Origin of the sequence: Halopseudomonas pelagia, from assembly GCF_009497895.1 — a bacterium.
Classification (GTDB): Bacteria; Pseudomonadota; Gammaproteobacteria; order Pseudomonadales; family Pseudomonadaceae; genus Halopseudomonas; species Halopseudomonas pelagia_A.
This window is the reverse complement of the sequence record NZ_CP033116.1, coordinates 3,800,525-3,819,250: the sequence shown is the minus strand read 5'-3', so window position 1 is coordinate 3,819,250 and position 18,726 is coordinate 3,800,525. Positions and strand designations below refer to the sequence as shown.

Genomic DNA, 18,726 nt, shown 5'->3' with positions numbered 1-18,726 from the left:
ATGCGCGTACTGCTGATCAAGACATCGTCCATGGGCGATGTCATTCATACCCTGCCAGCCCTGACCGATGCGCGCCGGGCGATTCCGGATATTCAGTTCGACTGGGTGGTGGAGGAGGGTTTTGCCGAGATTCCGGCCTGGCACCCCGCTGTAGCCGAAGTCATACCCGTGTCGATCCGTCGCTGGCGCAAGCACCCGCTCCAGACCTGGCGCAATGGCGAGTGGGCGCGGTTTAAAAAGCGCTTGAGTAGCACCCGCTACGACCTGATCATTGACGCCCAAGGTCTACTGAAAAGCGCCTGGTTAACGCGTTACGCCAGGGGCCCGGTAGTGGGGCTGGACAAAACCTCGGCGCGCGAGCCGATGGCCAGTCGCTTTTATGATCAAAGCTGCGATGTACCCTGGGGTCAGCACGCAGTGGAACGGGTGCGGCAATTGTTTGCCCAGGCGTTAGGCTATCGATTGGCTGAGGGCGTTGGCGATTATGGGCTTAATCGCGCGTATCTGGCTGGCGAGATCACCGATCAGCCTTATCTGCTGTTTTTTCATGGTACGACCTGGAAGAGCAAGCACTGGCCGGAAATCTACTGGCGAGAATTGGCCGAATTGGCCGTCGCGGATGGACTCTATGTACGCTTGCCCTGGGGTAACCCTGTTGAGAAAGCCCGGGCCGAGCGTATTGCCGATGGGCTGGAGAGGGTGCAGGTGTTGCCGAAACTGTCTCTGGCGGGCATGGCCCGAATGGTCGCCGGGGCGTCAGCGTGTGTGGCGGTGGATACTGGCCTCGGACACCTTGCTGCGGCTCTGGATTTGCCGACATTATCGCTTTTCGGTCCGACCAATCCGGTTCTGACCGGGGCCTATGGCGCCTCGCAGATACACTTGTCCAGCGACTTCCCCTGCGCCCCCTGTATGCAGAAAACCTGTCACTATCAGCCGACACCGGAGGACGCCCGTCAGTTTGATCTACGTCGCGAGCAACCGCTGTGTTTTACCCGGCTGAATCCCCAGCGCGTCCATGTGCAATTGCAGTCCTTGCTGCTTGACGAGAGGGTTGTCTGATGCAACTGGCGTTTGTCTTGTACAAATACTTTCCTTACGGCGGTTTGCAGCGTGATTTCCTGCGCATCGCGCGAATCTGCCAGGAGCATGGGCATAAGATTCGGGTTTATACACTGGCCTGGGACGGTGATCTTCCTCAGGGTTTTGAAGTGGTGCTTGTGCCGGTAAAGGCCTTGACCAATCACAAACGCAACGAGAAGTTTACCGCCTGGGTCAAGAACGACCTGGCACGTCGCCCGGTGGATCGTCTGGTTGGATTCAACAAGATGCCTGGCTTGGATGTGTACTACGCCGCCGACCCTTGTTTTGAAGACAAGGCCCAGACCCTGCGCAGTCCGTTGTATCGCCTAGGGGGACGCTACAAGCATTTTGCCGAATACGAGAGGGCGGTGTTTTCGCCAGCGGTCGGTACCGAGATTCTGATGATTTCTGAGGTGCAAAAGCCGCTGTTCATGAAACATTACCGGACACCCGAGGAACGCTTTCATTTATTGCCTCCCGGTATCGCTGCCGACCGCCGCGCGCCCGCTGATGCGGCGGAGCAGCGAGCTGCTTTTCGCGCCGAATTCGGTCTGGCAGATAGCGATTTGTTGTTGCTACAGGTGGGTTCGGGGTTCAAGACCAAGGGTCTGGACCGCTCGATTGCTGCGCTGGCGGCGCTACCTCCCGAGTTGCGCGAGCGCACCCGGTTGATGGTAATTGGCCAGGACAACGCCAAGAGCTTTCAGGCCCAGGCACGCGCGGCTGGAATCAGTGATCGGGTCGAGTTTCTTCAGGGCCGTGACGACGTACCGCGCTTTCTGCTCGGGGCGGACCTGCTGATTCATCCGGCTTACAATGAAAATACCGGCACCGTGTTGCTGGAAGCACTGGTCGCCGGCTTGCCGGTGCTGGTCACCGAGGTATGCGGCTACGCTCATTACATTGAAGAAGCCGACTGTGGCCGGGTGGTGCCCAGCCCTTTCCAGCAGGATCAATTAAACCAAATGCTCAGGCAGATTTTGCAGGACGAGCAGGTCCGGCGTCGCTGGCATGAGAATGCCCTGGCGTTTGCCGATACGGCCGACTTGTATAGCCTGCCGGAGAAGGCCGCCGCCGTCATAATGGGAGAGTCGGTTTGACCCTGACGTTATCAGAGCCCTTCGCCAGCCTGTGGGCTGGGCGTGATGCTTTTCAAGCGGTAGAGCAGTTGCAGGGCGAGGTATTCCGCGAACTGGAAGCCCGGCGCACGCTGCGTACCGAGGTAGCGGGTAAAGGCTATTTCGTCAAGATTCACCGCGGGGTGGGTTGGGCCGAGATCATGAAGAACTGGCTCACCCTCAAGCGCCCGGTGCTGGGCGCCGATCAGGAATGGGAAGCGATTGCCGCTTTGACGCAAGCGGGAGTGCCAACCATGACGGCGGTGGCTTTTGGCGAGCGTGGCGTTAATCCAGCTGATCGACACTCGTTCATTATTACCGAGGAGCTGGCGCCGACCATTAGTCTAGAGGATTACACTCGCGACTGGCTGGAGTCCCCGCCAGTGCCGGCGCTGAAAAGAGCCTTGATCAGGGAAGTCGCCAGTATGACCCGGCGCATGCATCTAGCCGGAGTGAATCACCGCGACTGCTACATCTGTCACTTTCTGCTGCATACCGATCAACCGCCAGCACCTGACGATTTCCGTTTGTCGCTGATCGATTTGCATCGTGCCCAGATCAGACCTGCCGTGCCGCGCCGCTGGCGCGACAAGGACCTGGCCGGACTGTACTTTTCGGCACTGGGAATCGGTTTGACCCGCCGCGATAAATTGCTGTTTCTGCGAACCTACTTCGATCGTCCCTTGCGCGACATTTTGGCCAGCGAAGCAGCTTTGCTGCGAATGCTGGAGCAGAAAGCGGCGCGGCTGCAAGAGCGCTTTAAGCGTAAGTACGCGAGGGACGAGCCTGCATGAGTGGTTGGACGCTGAATCCCGAATATGCGACTGGCGTCAGCGGGCAGCTGTTTGCGGATCTGGACCGGGTATTCGCTCTGGAGGGCGAGCAGATTACCCAGGACGATATCAGCAGTGTGCACAAGGTATGGGTGGGTGGGCGTTTCTATTACGTCAAACGTTATACCGGTGCCGGTAAAAATCTGCGCCGCTACATAGGCCGTCCGCGCATACAGGCAGAGTGGGAAAATCTGCTCAATTTTCATGCCTGGGGTATCCCGTCCGTCACGGTGGTCGGCTTTGGTATGGAGCGCCGACATGGCGCCTTCCATCGGGGCGCGTTGGTTACGCAGGATCTGGCGAATACCTCGGATCTGGCGCACATCGCGAAGAGTGCAGATTCGCGTTTTCGGGATCGGGTGTGGGTCAATCATGTGTCGCGGCAGGTGGCCCACGCCACGCGCATGATGCACGATCAGAATTTCGCTCACAACGACCTCAAATGGCGCAACATTCTGGTTGATCAGAAACCCTATCCAGACGTGTTCATGATCGATTGCCCTAGTGGCAGTTTCTGGTGGGGTCCGGTGCTCGAGTACCGTGTCATCAAGGATCTGGCTTGTCTGGATAAATTGGGCCGTAGAGTATTAACCCGCTCCCAGCGTCTACGCTTTTATCATGACTACAGCGAAAGAAAGCATTTGAATGCCAGTGATAAAAAGCGTATCCGCGCTGTGCTGGCCTTTTTTCGGGGTAGAGAATGAGCCGTTCCGATTTCATTGCGGTCAATGCCCGGGACGTGCTGGCCAGGCATGGTCTCGACAGCTTTGATGACCTATGGCGTTACCGCGAAGAAGAGCAGGCGGTAGTCTCGCGTGATCAAAAGCGCTGGAAAAGCGTCATCCGGCTGGTACTGGAAGATGTCAATGGGTTGCCGCAAAGCTTCTATCTCAAGCGTCAGGATCAGCAACTGACGCGCGGTCTGATGCACCCCCTTGGTGAGCCGACCTTTGCGCGGGAGTTCAGAGCTATTCAGCATTTTGCGCACCTGGGCATCCCAGCGCCGGAAGCGGCGTTTTTTGCTCAGCGCCGCATCAATGGCCACAAGCAGGCAATATTGCTGACCCGCGCGCTGGATGTGTACAAGCCGCTTACCTATTGGTACGAACAGTGGCGAGATCTCGATTGGCGTGACCGACAGGACCTGATCCTGGCCGCTGCTGCCTTGATCAGGGCGTTGCACAATGCCGGCAGAATGCATAACAACCTCTACCCCAAGCATATCTTTCTCAAGCTTGATGGAGATGGCGCTGGCGCCCGGTTGATCGACCTGGTCGAAACCAGGCCTGCGTGGCTGGGGCAGCAGGACAGAATCCGCGACTTGAAAAGCCTGCTCAGGGAAAGTCATGTCGCCACGCCCGGGCAGAAGCTGAGGTTCTTTCTGGCCTACATGGGCAAGTCACGGGTGGACACCGAGGCGCGCCGGTCGCTTGAGCTGATCGGAACGCGAGTCAGGCGCAAGGCGCAGAGCCCATGCTGATCAATATTGAAAGTTTGAAAACAAGCGGGCGTGAGCCACCGGTGCCGGTTGAAATTGCCAGTTCTGCCGGTCAGCTTTATGTTGAGCGCTGGTTACGCATAGTGCCGGGCCGGCGGCTGGTTGGTTCAGGCATGCTGGACGGCCAAAAAGTGCTGGTCAAAGTGTTTGTCTCCAGCCGCGCGAGAAAGCATTGGCAGCGCGAGCTGGACGGTTTGATATCCCTTCAACAGGTGCAAATCGCCTCTCCAGACATTATTGCCTCCGGCGCCTTGGACCATGGCGGGTATTTCATTTGCACGGCATTTCTGGATGATGCCGCCACCTTGCAGCAACGGTGGGACAGCCTGGCAGAGGTAGACCCGGGGGAGCCGACAGCCATAGCTTTGCTAGGTCAGGCACTGGAGAGTATTGGCCAGTTGCATGCCCAGGGCTTGGCGCAAACGGACCTGCATATGGGCAACTTCCTGCTGCAGGGTGAACGGTTGTATGTCATCGACGGTGACGCTATTGACACTGTAAGCCCTGGCCAGCCGCTGACGTCAGAGCAGGCAGAAGATAATCTGGCGATTTTCTTTGCGCAGCTTGATGCCCAATGGGATGAACTGGTTGAGTTGCTGCTGATTAACTACCTCAAGGTCAACCCGTTGGCCATCAATCCGGATCGGCTCGCTAGTCAGGTTCGCAAGGTCAGGACCGAGCGACTGTCAGATTGGCTTAGCAAGGCTTTACGTGACTGTACGCACTTCATGGTCAGGCGTAATTGGTGGCGTTTTTCTGTAGTGGTGAGGCAGCAAGCGGATGATTTGCACGACTTGATCGAGCAGCCGGACGCCGCTTTCAAGGCTATACCTACGCTCAAGAACGGGGGCAGCAGCAGCGTCACTCGGGTCAGTACGAAGCAGCATGAACTGGTGATCAAGCGGTACAACATCAAAGGCATGGGTCACTGGCTAACCCGCTTTTGGCGCCCCAGCCGCGCCTGGCATTCCTGGCTTGCTGCCCAGCGTCTGCGGTTTTTGAACATTGCCACGCCCGCGCCGCTGGCCATGATTGAAAGCCGCTTCGGGCCTCTGCGCCGGCGGGCGTGGTTTATCTGTGAATACTGTCCAGGCCAGAATTTGCTCGAGCTGTTTGGCAATGATGGTCACGCTGAACCTTCCGCGGCACAGGGCGAGGCACTGCTGGCGCTACTCCGGCAACTGGCTGGTGCGCGCATCAGCCATGGGGACTTCAAAGCGACCAATCTGCTTTGGCACGCCGGACAGGTATGGCTGATCGACCTCGATGGCATGCAGGCCCACGGTAGCCACGCCGCATGGCAAAAGGCATGGTGTGTAGACCGTGCACGTTTACTGCGTAATTGGCCAGCCAGCAGTCCCTTGGCGCGGTGGTTGGACGTAAACTTGCCCTGAATCCGACCCATGTCGGCCGGCATCAACTTTTGCCAGTTGAGCTATGATGTCGGACATTCTCGTCAGCCATCTCTCAAGGAGCTGATTCTTGCTGCAGGCAATATTGTTCAACGACACCTCCTATGATGACCATCACGGCTGCCAACTGGTTGTGAGGCAGATTCGGGCCTTGGCGGCAGAGGCGGGCATTCATATCGCTGCTGCTTCACCCGTGCGCCATGATTGGTCTCAAGACCGGTCTTTACTGGAACGTATAGCCGAGGCTGACGTGTGTATCGTCAATGGCGAAGGCACGATGCATGACGATGCGCCGGCAGCCTTGATGCTCGGACGCTTGGCGCGGCATTGCCGCAAGCTTGGAATACCCTGCGTGTTGATCAACTCGGTGTGGCAAAACAATCAGCAGTTGACCGAGTTCGCCGGTGACTTTTCCCAGATTTACGTTCGGGATCACCTGAGCAGAGCGGAGCTGGACCAGTCGGGGGTTGCGGCTGAAGTGGTACCAGACTTGACGCTGACATTTCGTCCTGAAATAGCTGGCATTCCCCGTCATGGGCTGATCATCAACGGCAGCGTGCTGAAGCCGGTTCAGCAACAGTTGTGGCAGGCGTTAAATCAGCTACCAGACGACAAGGATATTCGTTACCTGAGTATTCGTACTGTCCCACCTTTGCGGCTGGGAAATGAACGCCGGTTCTTTCTCAAGAGTTTGAAGGCCAATAGCAAGATGTGGCGCCACAAGTTGAGCAGCCGGCTGGGCCGCCTTGATGCTTCAACGTCCAAGGGGCTGGGTCGGCTGCGTTGGCGGTACTCCGTTCAATCCACAGCGGAGTTCCTCAATACCATCAGCGCTGCTGAGGGCGTAGTAACCGGGCGTTTCCATATGGTGACGCTGTGCATGATAACCGGCACTCCATTTATGGCTCTCGGCTCCAATACCCACAAGATCGAAGGTTTGCTAACACAGGCAGGGCTATCTGGACGCCTTTGCGACAGCTATGCGGAGGGTATTTCCAGATTACCCTCGCTGCCCTACAGCGAGGCGGAAAGGGCAAATCTGGAGGCGTTTCTAGCGGGCTCGCTCGCGGCCGCCCGGCGGATGTTTGCTGCTATCGCGGGATTAGCCGGAGAGGTACAGAAGCAGTGATGCGAACTCAGCCTTTATTGAGCTTTTTGAGCCGCTTTGCCCACCGAGCTTTTTGACGCGCTAACCAGGATTTACGCGTGGGTTTGGCGCAGAGCCGGGCAGTGAGCTTGGGAAAGAGCGATAACCGGCCATTGCGCGCGGCTGAGCTAAGCAGGTCCATGGCTGACCCCCTTTCTCCCCTATTGCTCAAATCAATATCCAGAAGCATATCTTCACTGAAACTGTTATCGAGAAACATATCGGGTATCTTGCCCGTTTCTGCGAGAAACATCGCTTTGCTGCGGCTGCATTTGGAGCAGACACCGCAATTCTCTGGGCGGATCTCGCGATTTTTACAGAAGCTCACACAGCGCAACGCCATTTCGTTGCCGCTCAACGCGGCCAGTTTTTCCGGGCGCCCCAAGTCAAGATCGAGGGTGTTGATATGAAACTGGCTGCTGGCAAACAGCGGGTTGGTTAGCGAGCTCGTACCCCAAGGGGAGATCAGCATCTCGATCTGCCTCGTGCAGTCGGCTGCAATACTGCCACTGCGATACCTGTCTTCAAAAAGAAACAGCGAGCTGAACAATTGAAATCCGTGGCCGCAGTCGCCGTGTATACCGTGGCGAGCCATGACCTCTGCAGCATTGGACGTAATGGTGTAATGCTCGTTGATCGCCAGGTCACGAAGCGGCCGTGTCTTGGCCAACAGGGCGTTGAAGCGAACTGCATCCTCTGCATCGTAGTCCATGCCCTGAATGGTCAGGGCGGCCACCTTGATGCCTCGCTGTACATAGTGGGCAAGCAGCGCATAAGTGGAGTCCGCACCCCCGGAATAAAGCATCAGCTCACCTTCCTGCCGAGTGTAGGTGGACTCCAGAACTTGTTCGGCAGTTACATTGATGAAGTGAAATAAACCTGGCCGCCAGGAAAACCAGATTTCGATGAGCTTTTTCGCGTTCGCCAAGGCGGTAGGGCTTACCTGGCCGAGAATATGTAGGTCACGATTCATGCTCATGGCGATCGGTAAGCATATCCACAGAGCAAATGTATTGCTGATACCGGTGAAGTCCTCACGCCCCTGCACCTTGAAGTCAATCTCAAAGCAGTCGGCCTGCAGCTTGATATGGCCCTGATTAAACACCGTACTAATGGTAAGAGCGGTTGGATTGCTGTCCATGTGGTAATTCCGCGAAGAGTGAGAATAGTCTATGACATTCACCCTCGGGAGTAATTCCAGAGGAACCAGCGGTTTGGAAAAAACTCTTGTAAGCCGGGGAGGGAGATCAGGCGCCAGGAAATGGTTCCAATAAATTAATGGCTAGGCTTGAAGATCGGGGTGCTCTACAAGCGAGGGATATTTCTGTTGGAAAGCTGACCGGCCTAACGTTTGGTATTCATCACGAATTCGTTGCCACTCAGCATGCCGCCCACGGACAAGTACGGGAACACTTTTCAGGCCCAGCACCTTGGCCATATTGAGTCTATGATTGCCGCCCGATGTGTAAACAAAGCGTCCATCCCCATGTATGTAAATATATATTGGCTCTATATCGACGTTATGGCGCGCCGACTTGACCCCCTCTAATGCCAACTGGTGATATAAAGCATCATACTTTTCTTCGTACAACTTAATAAGCTCATGCATGTCTCGGCAGCCCTGAACATTGGGTTTTTCCAGTAGCTCCTGCTCATACTGCTTGAAAAGAGTGGTTTCTTTCCACTCAACTCCCAGAACAAAGTGTTCGCGGAAGCCAATAAGCTTCACGTTCTTGCCGTTGACAGGTTTGACATGTTTCCAGAACGCACCCTCTATTACCGTATTAACTGTCTTGTAGATTTTTCTATACGATGGATGTTGTTTTGCAAGCGATCTATCGTCAATGACCATGTTGATATCGGCAATATCGATCAAAAGCTCCTTGGTAGGACGGGCTGGATTTTTGTAAATGGTTTTGTAATAAAAATACCTCATTTCGCCTTGTAGACGAATTTTAAAACGTGTTTTGTACTTCCGAAACTGTGTTCCCAGGCTCAAGAGTAAAATCCCATTTCCATATCGATATCTTAAAAAACGAGTATATCCTGCTTGGTCAAAGCAGAGGAACCATCATCCGTCGGAGCAAAAAAAACCTCTACTTCGAGATCGACATGGGGGATGTCACCCCTTGGATATCCTTTACCGGCGGCAACAGGATTGGCTCGCCAATGCGACCGATCTGGTGCGCAATGCTCAGCTCAATACGCCGATTCAGGTTGCTCCGTCATGTGAATGCTTCTAGATGGCGGTAACTGTCAAGGTATCTGTCGCCCTGTTTGATTTTTATGCAGCTATTTTCTCTACCTCCCTAACTACTCGGCGCTCTGGGTTTAGCGATACTAATGTCACAGGATGCCAGTTGCGGGTGTCACCACTCCAGCGCTCAGGATGCGCAGCTCTGGCTGCAAGGTTGAGCGCATGTCTCTTGGCTAATATGGCTTTGTCTTCTCCTGTGTGGCGCTGCATCGGCGTCACGAAGCGGATAGCACTGTGGCGGTGCTCATAGTTGTACCACTGGACGAAGCCGTGCACCCAACGCTGGGCAGCTGATAGGTCAGCGAAGCCACTGACGGGGTAGTTCGGCACATACTTGCAGGTGCGGAACAGAGCCTCGGAGAAGGCGTTATCGTTGCTCACACGCGGTCGACTGAACGAAGGCTGGATCTGCAGATCTCTCAGCTTCTCAAGCAAGGTGACGCCTTTGAAGGGGCTGCCGTTATCAGCGTGCAGCACCAGAGGCTGGCCTACCATGTTTTCGGCCAGCACGGCTCGTTCAATGACACGGCGTGAGTTAGCTGCAGACTCCCCCAGAAAGGCTTCCCAGCCCACGACTTTACGGCTGAAGATGTCGAGGATCATCACCAGATAGTAGTAGGTACCCTTGGCTGGCCCAGGAAGCCAGGTGCAGTCCCAGGACCATACCTGGTTGGGGGCGATTGCTGTATGTGTAGTCGGCGCTGGCTGTGATTTGCGGGCTTTGGCGCGTCCCCGGTGTGCCAGCTGGCCATGTTTACGCAGTACTCGATAAAAGCTCGATACGGAGGCAATGTAACGCTGCTCTTCATCCATCAGCCGAATAACAATCTGATCCGGCGGTAAAGCAGCAAACTCGTCACGGTGGCATTGCCTCAAGATCTCAGCCTCTTCTTCTGGGGTCAGCGCATTAGCAGGGGCTGGGCGTTCGGCTACAGGGCGTTTATCGCCTGTTAGCTTTCCCGCCTGCATCCAGCGTTGGTGAGTCCGGATAGAAATCCCGACGACTTCACAGGCAGCCGTCAAGGTGGCGCCCTCGTTGCAGGCGACAGCAATCAGCTCTACGGCACGTTGGCGATCCTCGATGCTGATCATGACTCCTCGTCCCCCCAGATCGCCCGTGCTTTTTTTGACAGCGTCAGCAGTGCTGCTGTCTCCGCGAGTGCTGTGTTCTTGCGATGTAGCTCTCGTTCCAGCTCTTTGATCCGCTTGCGCTGCTGCTTGGCTTCATCCGCTTCTCGACGGCGGTCCTCATAGGACAGGCTGGCGGCTTGTTCGCAGTCATGACGCCAGCGTTGCAGCTGCTCGGGATACAGTCCCCGTTGACGACAATAGGCAGCAACGTCTTCGGTGTTCATCGCTGCGGTCTCAACCACCGCTGCAAACTTGTCTCGGGACGACCAGCCGGACGTACCCTGGTCACTTGCATCGGGCAAGCAGCGTCCCTCAGCACGAGCTTCTTTGCGCCACTTGTAAACAGTGGCTGGCGAGATACCCTCCTGCCGGGCGACCTCTTCTACGCTTTGGTTATAAGGCGGTAACAGCTTGGCCACAGCGGCCTGACGTCGCTCATCGGAATAGCGAGGCATACAGATCTCCAAACGCCCCTGAATGTTTAAGAGAGTGTAACAAGGGACGCGACATCAATCCTGACAGAGGGGGATGGAAGCGAGTACGCGTTCAAGCATTGGCCCGCAATTGGACAATGCTCGGGTAGGACACCTGTGGGCGCGACTGTGTCTCAGCACATGCAATGTCCAGAGTAAGGATTGCCCACGCAATGCAACCATCGTGAGTTTGCCTAGTCGAATCAATAGCTAGCCTATGAAAGTGACGCTTCCAGTCAGTCCTCTAGGCCGGCAATTTTCGGGTAAAGCAGAGAGGCGATTGGTTTGGTATTTGACTCGTTTAAACACAACTTTCAAAGTGAGAGCGGTCCGGTGTTTATTCTCGCTTCGGGCCCTTCGGCAGCGGAGTTTCCGTTAAAAGAGTTTCCGAACATTCCGGTTATCGCGATGAATGGTTCGATTCTTAAATGCGAGACTGATGGGATAACACCTTATTTTTACCTTTGTGATGATCCCGGTTTCGTCGAAGGGAGGCCTGAACTCGCTGCCAAAGGCGTCAGTCAGGCCCAGCGCACAGCGATGACGGCTGATTGCTATGAGCAGCTAAGCCTAGTGGCCCCACATTCCCTGGAGGCAAAACAGCTGTATCTCATGTCACGCTTGAATCGGCGTAATCGCCGAGCAATTATCCCCGATAAACGCTTTGCCTGGTCGATACGGAATGACCCGGATTTGCACAGCTATTTTTCTCTGTTGCACGCGAAACCTAACCGAGTGGGATTTAGTACCAACATGAGTAAAGGGTATTTTGGCTCTCGTACTATCCCCCTGGCGGGCTTGCAGTTGGCTTGCCACCTCGGGTTTAGTGAAGTTTTTTTGCTCGGTGTCGATCTTAACCCGTCATTCGGCCGCTTCTATGAACAGGGTGACAGCGCCTTGCCCAGTACGCTGGACAAGGACTATGACGATTATATTCTCCCTAGCTTTCGTCTGATGGCGGAAAGGATTGTCATGCCCGGTCGTTTCGAGGTGTTTAATCTTTCCGAGAATAGTCGCTTGCCCCCGTCAATTGTGCCCCGTCTGCCGCTCACAGAGGTGCATACCCGGCTGCACGAGTCGATTTCCTGATACCGCCGTTCGAACGGTATTCCTGGCATGTTATTGCAGCCGCCGCTGTTCGGACATCTGCATTGGAAAGGTTATACTAGCCACCGCGCGTTAATGTGGAATGCTGGCCAGATCGAACTGGTCCTGGTTTCGAACCTCCCACCCGGGGCTATGCGGCTCGGTATCATCAATCAAGAGGCAGACCATTGGCGCTGACTATTCTTGGCCTGTCTGGCGCGCTCGGCCACGATCCTGCTGCCGCCCTGTATGTCGGCGGAAAGTTGATTGCGGCAGCCGAGGAAGAACGTTTTGTGCGCTCCAAACATGCCAGGAATCGCATGCCTTACGAGTCTGCCAAGTTCTGTCTTGAACAGGCAGGAATTACTCCTGCTGACGTCGATATTGTCACCATTGCATACGCGCCCATCAGCATATTCGGCAAGGCCCGCTGGCATTACGCCAGGCATCATTGGTATGCGCCTGATCATTCGCTAGATGCGATTTTGCTGGGTAACCGCCGCTTCAAGCGTTTTCGCAGGAAGATCCTCTGGTGTCTCGAGCAGTTAGGGTTTGACCTTGGAACGGTGCGTCTTGAGCCGTTAGCGCACCAACTGGCGAATGCCTCGAGCGCCTATTACTGCTCGGGTTTCAAGGAAAAGACAGCAATCCTGTACATCGGCGACAATGGTGAATATGCCACGACCTTTTTCGGCTATGGCGAGCGCGGCAAAATTCACATCATCAAGGAATTCTATGCGCCTGAATCCCTCGGTGCTCTTCACGCTGCACTGAGCGAGTATTTGGGTTTTGATGAACTTGATGGTCAATTACCAGCCATGAGCTTGGCCGCCTATGGGGACGCGACCAGGTATGATTTCTCCAAGTTGGCTCGGTTCGAGAACGGCGAGCTGATCATCAATACGGATTATGTCAATGTTGTTGGCTCGCGTCGTCATAAGGAGGAGGGCAAGTATTACTCCTTCTCGTCGAAGTTGGTCGAGTGGCTGGGGCCCAGACCAGAAGAGACTACCGCTGAAGAGCCCTATGTTCATTATGCCGCCAGCATGCAGGCTTTAGTTGAGAAGTTGGCGCTGGAGATGATGGATTACTACCTCGGCGACATTCTGCGCGAGACCGGAAAAATTGCTTTCGCTGGTAGCTGTTCATTGAACCTCAAACTCAACCAGCACATCATCGCGCGCCCCGACGTCAAGGAGTTATTCGTGCAGCCTGCCTTTGGCGAGGCGGGAGTTTCAGTGGGGGCTGCTGCGTATATCTCCGAACAGCAAGGAGTGCCGGTTGAAAAGATGGAAAATGTCTACTTGGGCCCTGACTACTCTAACGAGGATGTCATCGCGGCCTGCGTCAGCCATCTGGATAGGCCGCAATGGCAGTTGATTGAAGATGCTCCCGAATATATCGCCGATATTCTGACTGACGGCCATCCGGTCGCGTGGTTTCAGGGTCGCATGGAGTTCGGACCGCGCGCGATGGGTCATCGCTCGATACTTGGCTGCCCCAGCGTCGTGGGTGTTGTTGAGCGAATCAAGTCGCAGCTCAAGGTTTGCGTGCCCTGGCGTCCATTCTATTCGTCGATGCTGGATACTGCTGCTACGCAGATGTTGGAGATAGATCATCCATCGACCTTTATGAATGTTGCCTTTGATGTGAAAGATAAATATAAGCGCCGTGTAGCTGAAATTCTCCATGAAGACACCGCTGCGCGGACCCAGGTGCTTAAGCGGGAACATAACCCGCGCTACTATGATCTGATGATCCATATGGAGCGCCTTACGGGTAATGGCGTGCTGCTCAGTACCTCGCTGAATCCTGATGGAGAACCGATGGCCTGCTCACCGAAAGAGGCGTTAGATATGTTTTTTAGCTCGGATTTGCAGTATCTGGTCATGGAGGATGTGTTGGTGGTGAAGGCATGACTGATGTGATGAAAAGCGCCGCTGCAGGTCGCGTTCTGCAGTTTTGCCATGGCTATGATGGCCCTTTCCTGGACTGCGCGCGGCAATATGCTGCGCTGTTTGACGGAACAGGCTACCAGGTGACTACGGTGTTCCTGACCGGTAAAAAGGATCCGCAGGTAGCGGAAAAATGCCAGTCTGCGGAAGTCATTTTCATGGAGTACAGTTCTTCCGCTATCCGCGGTTTGAAGATCAAGGCGATTCGCGAGTTTCGTCAGATAGCTCGGGCGCGAGACTTCAGCTTCTGTATTGCGCACCGCTCCAAGCCGACCTATATCGCTTGCTTGGCTACGGATTTACCGGTACTCGGCGTTCATCATGCCTTCGGCGATTTTGATCGATTAGGTCGCAGACTGTTCGCTCGGGCCTATCGTAACCGCCTGCATCTACTTGGGGTTTCGGACGCGGTGAGGGATGACATCCGTAACGCTCTTCCAGACTGGCCGCATGAGCGTATCCAGACCTTATACAACCGGATTGATGTTGAGGCTGTGCGCAATGCGCAAGTGGACCGTGCCGAGGCCCGGCGTACACTCGGCCTGGCTGAAGATGCCTGGGTTGTAGGCAATGTCGGAAGGCTGCATCCGGACAAGGACCAGACGACTCTGCTAAAGGGGTTTGCCCTGGCATTGCCTGACTTGCCGGAAAACAGTTTACTGGTGCTGATTGGGAAAGGGCGTCTTGAGGCGTCCCTCAAGAGGCTTGCTGGCACCCTGCAGATAGCAGATAAGGTTCTTTTCTTGGGGCAGGTTCCGGATGCGCGGAATACTTTCAAGGCTTTCGATGTGTTCGCTTTAACCTCTGATCATGAGCCCTTCGGTATGGTGTTGCTTGAGGCCATGGCCGCAGACGTACCGATAATCTGTAGCGACTGTGGGGGCGGTCCGGAGGTGGTGTCGGAGCATGGCCAATTGTTCTCCCTAGGTGATGCACAGGGGTTGGCCCGCTGTCTTGTCACTGCCGCAGGCACTGAGCCTTCCTCCCTCAATAAGCAACGGCAACTCGCAGCTGATATACTGATTCAGCGTTTCTCCGACGCAGCAGCCAGGAAGCGCTTCTGGTCTCTACACGCTTTACTCAATCTCAAATAGACCCTGGCTTATGAACACAGCAATAGCAATCCAGCCGAGCATTCGTTTTGTTATACCCTATTTTGGAAGTTGGCCTTTCTGGATGGCTTTTTATCTTGAAAGCTGCCGGCGGAACCCAACTATTGAGTGGCTGTTTTTCACTGATTGCGGGATACCTGACAATCCTCCTGACAATGTTCGCTTCATTGAAATGAGCTACCGGGCTTATTGCGAATTGGTTTCTTCGCGTCTGGGAATTGATTTTTATCCGGAGCAGCCATACAAGCTCTGTGATATCAAACCTGCACTTGGCTACATTCACGCTGACCAGCTGGATGAAGTGGATTTCTGGGCCTTCGGTGACATAGATGTCATATATGGTGACCTTCGCGGGTATTTTACCGCTGAGCGCCTGGCCACCAAAGATCTTTTCGCCACCCATCACCGGCGCATTTCCGGGCACCTCTGCCTCGTTCGCAATACCGTCATGATGCGCGAAGCTTTTATGCGGATACCCCAATGGCGAGAACGTTATGCCGATCCGGCGCATCAAGCGTTAGATGAAGGTGCTTTCAGTCGTCTGTTTATTCGTCACAAGAATTGGCCTGAAAGCCTCAGACTTTTTGCCGCCAGATTTAATGCCTGGAGTCGCCGTAGTGAGTTTATCGAATCACACAGCACTTTTACGATTCTTGCTAATGGTCGAAGAGTCTTGCCGCAGAAATGGTTTCTCCGGGATGGTCGCTTGACGAACAGTGAATTGAGCGGCGTTGAGCTTCCTTACCTGCATTTTCTCGTCTGGAAAAACCAGTCATGGAAGGAACTGACGGCTGATAGCTTGAAGGGGCCAGACGGGCTGGCCTTCTGCGCTAATTGGGATGTCAGTCAGATAGGCTGGCGGGATGCGGAGCTGTGAGTTCGGCGGATGCCCTGTATGCCCCGTTAATCTCGGTAATAGTCCCGTGCTACAACTATGCGGCTTACGTAGGCGAGGCAATACGCAGTGTGCTGGCTCAAGACCATGACAATTTTGAGCTGATCGTGGTTGATGATGGTTCCTCCGATAATAGTGTTCAAATTATTAATGAAGCTATTGCGGTAAGCCGAGCTACCAGTTCAGTGAAACACGTAGAGTTGGTCTGCCAGCAAAATGCGGGTGTCAGTGCTGCCCTTAACACGGGGCTTTCAAAGGCGCGTGGCCAGTTCATTGCCACATTCGATGCCGACGACGTAATGCCTCCAGGCAGGCTCAGAGTGCAATCCGACTATCTCCTTGAGCATCCTGAAGTAGGTTGTCTGGGCGGCGGGGCGGTTCGCATTGATGAAGCCGGGCAGGTATTACCGAAAAAAGACAAGAAGCGGTCTGTTCGTCGCTATGATTTTGATCAGGCGCTTGGCGATGCTCTGGTTGTGGGGGGCAATATTGCGGTTTTCCGGCGAGAGGCGATTGATCGTGTCGGTGGTTATGATCCAGCGATCAAAATCCAGGACTTTCAGATGACGCTCAAGGTGGCTCACGCTGGTTATGCTATCGATATTTTGCCTCAGGTAGTGACTCTCTATCGCAAACATCCGGCCAGTCTCTCCAGCAATTATCGCCTGGAGTACGAAAGCGGCCTGAGCGTTATCCAGGCTTTTGCATCTCATCCGGCTTATGCAGCGGGTCGGGCCAAGTTGGTAACCAAAGCGCTGCGCAGCGCGGTCACTGATGACAAGCCATTCGCCTGGTCGCTGATCAGGCAGGTACCGTTGAAGTATTGGGACACCCATTTACTCAGGCGTTTGCGACATTTGCTCTTTAAAAAGACCTCGGTTCGGTAGCGCCAAGTGCGGTGAGCCGAGGCGCCTGCAACTGGCTGACGGTTAGCGATTACTAAGCAATATGGAGTGGATATGCATTTTCAGCACCGGCTGGCTCAATGGTTAGGGCTAGGCATTTTGTGGTTTTTAGTCGGCATAGTGCTGTTCACCAGCTACAAGCCTTACCGTCAGGGGCTTATTGTTTTTTATTGGCTACCAGTGGTCATCCTGCTCGCTACCCGATGGTCGTTAGTCGATGAGGTCTGGCAACGCTCGCGCCCTCTCATAACGGCTCTAGGGGCACTGATTATGTGGGCCGCACTGAGCTTGTTCTGGAGTCCAGATGAGGACGCAATGCGGCTGCTCAGGCGCTTATTGTTCGTGCTGCTTTTTCTTGTCGGTTTTGCCTTTTTCGGCCGGCTGCGTCCAGAGAGTATCCACAGCATGTTGCGCCTGGCTTGTCACTTGCTTGCGTTAAGCTGTCTGGTAGCGTTGCTTGCTCAGTATATGGGGCCGGCGGATTTATCCGCCCGAGCAGGGGGGCTTGGTCAACTTGAGCATCCGATTCTGGGTGGATATGCGATAGCGGTTGCTGCACTGCTCCTGGCCTTTTTGCCTCATCCGGCGTATCGCTGGCTCTGGCTCGCCAGTTTATTGGTCATGTTGACCTTGATAATCATGACTCAAAGCCGCGGTCTGTGGGTGGCATTTCTGTCTACCCTGATGGCCATGGCGATGTTGCGAGGGGGGCGGACGATCTGGGTGGTAACCGGGCTGCTTTTAGCAGTAGCGGCTGTTGGCTTTGTTCAATTCCATGCGATGATTCTGGAGCGAGGAATGTCTTATCGCCCCGAGATCCTGCGTGCCAGTTTCGATATGATTCAGCAGCGGCCATGGCTGGGTCTTGGATTGGGAGGCGACTATGTCATTAAGATCCCTAGCAGCGCAGAGATTATGCCGCATAGCCACAACTTGCTTGCCCACGTGACTATAGAGCTTGGACTGATTGGTCTTGCGCTGTGGCTGGCCGTCTGGGGTTGCCTTCTGCGGGCTGCCTGGGTATTGCGGCACCTTGCTCTGGGGCGCGCGCTGTTGGCGGTGATCCTGTTCTGTACAATCGCTCAGCTGTTCGACGGTGGGCAACTCTGGGAGTCTCCCCGTGCTGACTGGTTCTTTACCTGGCTACCGGTTGGTCTAGGTTTATTTCTTCTTGCAAGCTGGGGCGCCCCTGTCCCTAGGGCTCGTCCGATAACGTTGGTCAGGAATGAAAATGATCCCTGATCTGTGGATGAACCAGTGCCCAGTCATCTTCATAGCGCAATAGATGCTGATAGTTTCTTCTGCGCATCCATTTGGAAAGCGGCTTGCCCAGGCAGCGCATATCCGAGATATCGATTAATCCAAGGGCGCCGTCAGGCGTCTTGACGATATTGCCCAGATGCAGTGACCGAAAGTACACGCCCAGATCGTGCAGCGTGGTTATGAAGCTGGCGAGGTCTGCAAACAGCTCTATCTGTTCAAGAGTGGGTTGTTCGTTCAGCAACTGGCGCAAGGTTATGCCTTCCAGCGGCTGATAATGAACAATCGATCGATAGGGATCGGTCATTTGATACAGACCCAGCACAACAGGGCAGCGGATGCCTAGCCGCTGGAGCTCGGCCGCATTGGCCGCAAAACGTTTTGCAGGGGGAAAGAGGGTGGTTTTCGAAAACCAGCTTTTGCGCCGGAACAGTTTGAGAAATGTCCCATCCACCAGATGCAATACCTTTACGCCATACCGATCTTCTTCCAGAACCTTCGCAGCTTCTGACCAGGCTGCAAACTCATCGTGGCTTAGTTTTTTCACGTCACTTTCCTGAA

Annotated in this window: 16 protein-coding genes and 1 pseudogene; 13 read left to right on the top strand and 4 right to left on the bottom strand. The window is 54.8% G+C overall.

Going from position 1 to position 18,726, the window contains the following annotated elements; all coding sequences use genetic code 11:
- The 7 genes from waaC to EAO82_RS17580 all read left to right on the top strand — a co-directional run bounded on the left by waaC (position 1) and on the right by EAO82_RS17580 (position 7,073).
- The gene (gene waaC / locus EAO82_RS17610; protein ID WP_096345096.1) at positions 1–1,062 is read left to right on the top strand and encodes a lipopolysaccharide heptosyltransferase I; all 1,062 of its coding nucleotides are present in this window, start codon (positions 1–3) and stop codon (positions 1,060–1,062) included.
- A complete protein-coding gene (locus EAO82_RS17605; RefSeq protein WP_096345095.1) occupies positions 1,062–2,183 on the top strand; it encodes a glycosyltransferase family 4 protein in 1,122 nt (373 codons plus the stop codon). Before waaC ends, EAO82_RS17605 begins: the two co-directional genes overlap by 1 nt.
- Complete coding sequence (gene rfaP, locus EAO82_RS17600) at positions 2,180–2,995, top strand: lipopolysaccharide core heptose(I) kinase RfaP (protein ID WP_096345094.1); 816 nt, start codon at positions 2,180–2,182, stop codon at positions 2,993–2,995. The genes EAO82_RS17605 and rfaP overlap by 4 nt, the downstream gene beginning before the upstream one ends.
- Positions 2,992–3,738 (top strand): lipopolysaccharide kinase InaA family protein, encoded by a 747-nt coding sequence (locus EAO82_RS17595; RefSeq protein WP_096345093.1) that lies wholly within the window; start codon positions 2,992–2,994, stop codon positions 3,736–3,738. Before rfaP ends, EAO82_RS17595 begins: the two co-directional genes overlap by 4 nt.
- Positions 3,735–4,514: a lipopolysaccharide kinase InaA family protein gene (locus tag EAO82_RS17590; RefSeq protein WP_096345092.1), complete on the top strand. Its 780-nt coding sequence runs from the start codon at positions 3,735–3,737 to the stop codon at positions 4,512–4,514. The genes EAO82_RS17595 and EAO82_RS17590 overlap by 4 nt, the downstream gene beginning before the upstream one ends.
- Entirely contained in the window at positions 4,508–5,926 is a 1,419-nt protein-coding gene (locus EAO82_RS17585; RefSeq protein ID WP_096345091.1) for a lipopolysaccharide kinase InaA family protein, read from the top strand. Before EAO82_RS17590 ends, EAO82_RS17585 begins: the two co-directional genes overlap by 7 nt.
- A gap of 88 nt (positions 5,927–6,014) precedes the next feature.
- The gene (locus tag EAO82_RS17580) at positions 6,015–7,073 is read left to right on the top strand and encodes a polysaccharide pyruvyl transferase family protein (protein ID WP_096345090.1); all 1,059 of its coding nucleotides are present in this window, start codon (positions 6,015–6,017) and stop codon (positions 7,071–7,073) included.
- 7 nt (positions 7,074–7,080) lie between these two features.
- On the opposite strand, the gene EAO82_RS17575 is transcribed toward EAO82_RS17580, so the two are convergent.
- The 3 genes and pseudogenes from EAO82_RS17575 to EAO82_RS17565 all read right to left on the bottom strand — a co-directional run bounded on the left by EAO82_RS17575 (position 7,081) and on the right by EAO82_RS17565 (position 10,934).
- Complete coding sequence (locus EAO82_RS17575; protein WP_096345089.1) at positions 7,081–8,232, bottom strand: hypothetical protein; 1,152 nt, start codon at positions 8,230–8,232, stop codon at positions 7,081–7,083.
- A gap of 141 nt (positions 8,233–8,373) precedes the next feature.
- A complete protein-coding gene (locus EAO82_RS17570; protein WP_143520270.1) occupies positions 8,374–9,090 on the bottom strand; it encodes a hypothetical protein in 717 nt (238 codons plus the stop codon).
- 285 nt (positions 9,091–9,375) lie between these two features.
- Positions 9,376–10,934 (bottom strand): annotated as a pseudogene (locus tag EAO82_RS17565) (IS3 family transposase).
- Positions 10,935–11,237: 303 nt separating this feature from the next.
- Between EAO82_RS17565 and EAO82_RS17560 the strand changes: the two are divergent.
- The 6 genes from EAO82_RS17560 to EAO82_RS17535 all read left to right on the top strand — a co-directional run bounded on the left by EAO82_RS17560 (position 11,238) and on the right by EAO82_RS17535 (position 18,147).
- The gene (locus EAO82_RS17560) at positions 11,238–12,041 is read left to right on the top strand and encodes a lipopolysaccharide core biosynthesis protein (RefSeq protein ID WP_096348458.1); all 804 of its coding nucleotides are present in this window, start codon (positions 11,238–11,240) and stop codon (positions 12,039–12,041) included.
- 185 nt (positions 12,042–12,226) lie between these two features.
- Complete coding sequence (locus tag EAO82_RS17555) at positions 12,227–13,957, top strand: carbamoyltransferase (RefSeq protein WP_096348457.1); 1,731 nt, start codon at positions 12,227–12,229, stop codon at positions 13,955–13,957.
- An 8-nt stretch (positions 13,958–13,965) separates the two neighbouring features.
- Positions 13,966–15,087: a glycosyltransferase gene (locus EAO82_RS17550; protein ID WP_096348488.1), complete on the top strand. Its 1,122-nt coding sequence runs from the start codon at positions 13,966–13,968 to the stop codon at positions 15,085–15,087.
- Positions 15,088–15,097: 10 nt separating this feature from the next.
- Positions 15,098–15,982 (top strand): DUF6625 family protein, encoded by an 885-nt coding sequence (locus EAO82_RS17545; RefSeq protein WP_096348456.1) that lies wholly within the window; start codon positions 15,098–15,100, stop codon positions 15,980–15,982.
- Positions 15,979–16,887, top strand: a complete 909-nt coding sequence (locus tag EAO82_RS17540) for a glycosyltransferase family 2 protein (protein ID WP_096348455.1) — start codon at positions 15,979–15,981, stop codon at positions 16,885–16,887. Before EAO82_RS17545 ends, EAO82_RS17540 begins: the two co-directional genes overlap by 4 nt.
- 72 nt (positions 16,888–16,959) lie before the next feature.
- Positions 16,960–18,147 (top strand): O-antigen ligase family protein, encoded by a 1,188-nt coding sequence (locus EAO82_RS17535; RefSeq protein WP_096348454.1) that lies wholly within the window; start codon positions 16,960–16,962, stop codon positions 18,145–18,147.
- Here the strand turns inward: EAO82_RS17535 and EAO82_RS17530 are convergent.
- Positions 18,125–18,712, bottom strand: a complete 588-nt coding sequence (locus EAO82_RS17530; protein WP_096348453.1) for a toluene tolerance protein — start codon at positions 18,710–18,712, stop codon at positions 18,125–18,127. The genes EAO82_RS17535 and EAO82_RS17530 overlap by 23 nt on opposite strands.
- Positions 18,713–18,726: the final 14 nt, after the last annotated feature.

Coding starts and splice junctions, on each gene's coding strand:
- waaC (WP_096345096.1), top strand. CDS start 1: ATGCGCGTACTGCTGATCAAGACATCGTCCATGGGCGATGTCATTCAT.
- EAO82_RS17605 (WP_096345095.1), top strand. CDS start 1,062: ATGCAACTGGCGTTTGTCTTGTACAAATACTTTCCTTACGGCGGTTTG.
- EAO82_RS17595 (WP_096345093.1), top strand. CDS start 2,992: ATGAGTGGTTGGACGCTGAATCCCGAATATGCGACTGGCGTCAGCGGG.
- EAO82_RS17590 (WP_096345092.1), top strand. CDS start 3,735: ATGAGCCGTTCCGATTTCATTGCGGTCAATGCCCGGGACGTGCTGGCC.
- EAO82_RS17585 (WP_096345091.1), top strand. CDS start 4,508: ATGCTGATCAATATTGAAAGTTTGAAAACAAGCGGGCGTGAGCCACCG.
- EAO82_RS17575 (WP_096345089.1), bottom strand. CDS start 8,232: ATGGACAGCAATCCAACCGCTCTTACCATTAGTACGGTGTTTAATCAG.
- EAO82_RS17550 (WP_096348488.1), top strand. CDS start 13,966: ATGAAAAGCGCCGCTGCAGGTCGCGTTCTGCAGTTTTGCCATGGCTAT.
- EAO82_RS17545 (WP_096348456.1), top strand. CDS start 15,098: ATGAACACAGCAATAGCAATCCAGCCGAGCATTCGTTTTGTTATACCC.
- EAO82_RS17535 (WP_096348454.1), top strand. CDS start 16,960: ATGCATTTTCAGCACCGGCTGGCTCAATGGTTAGGGCTAGGCATTTTG.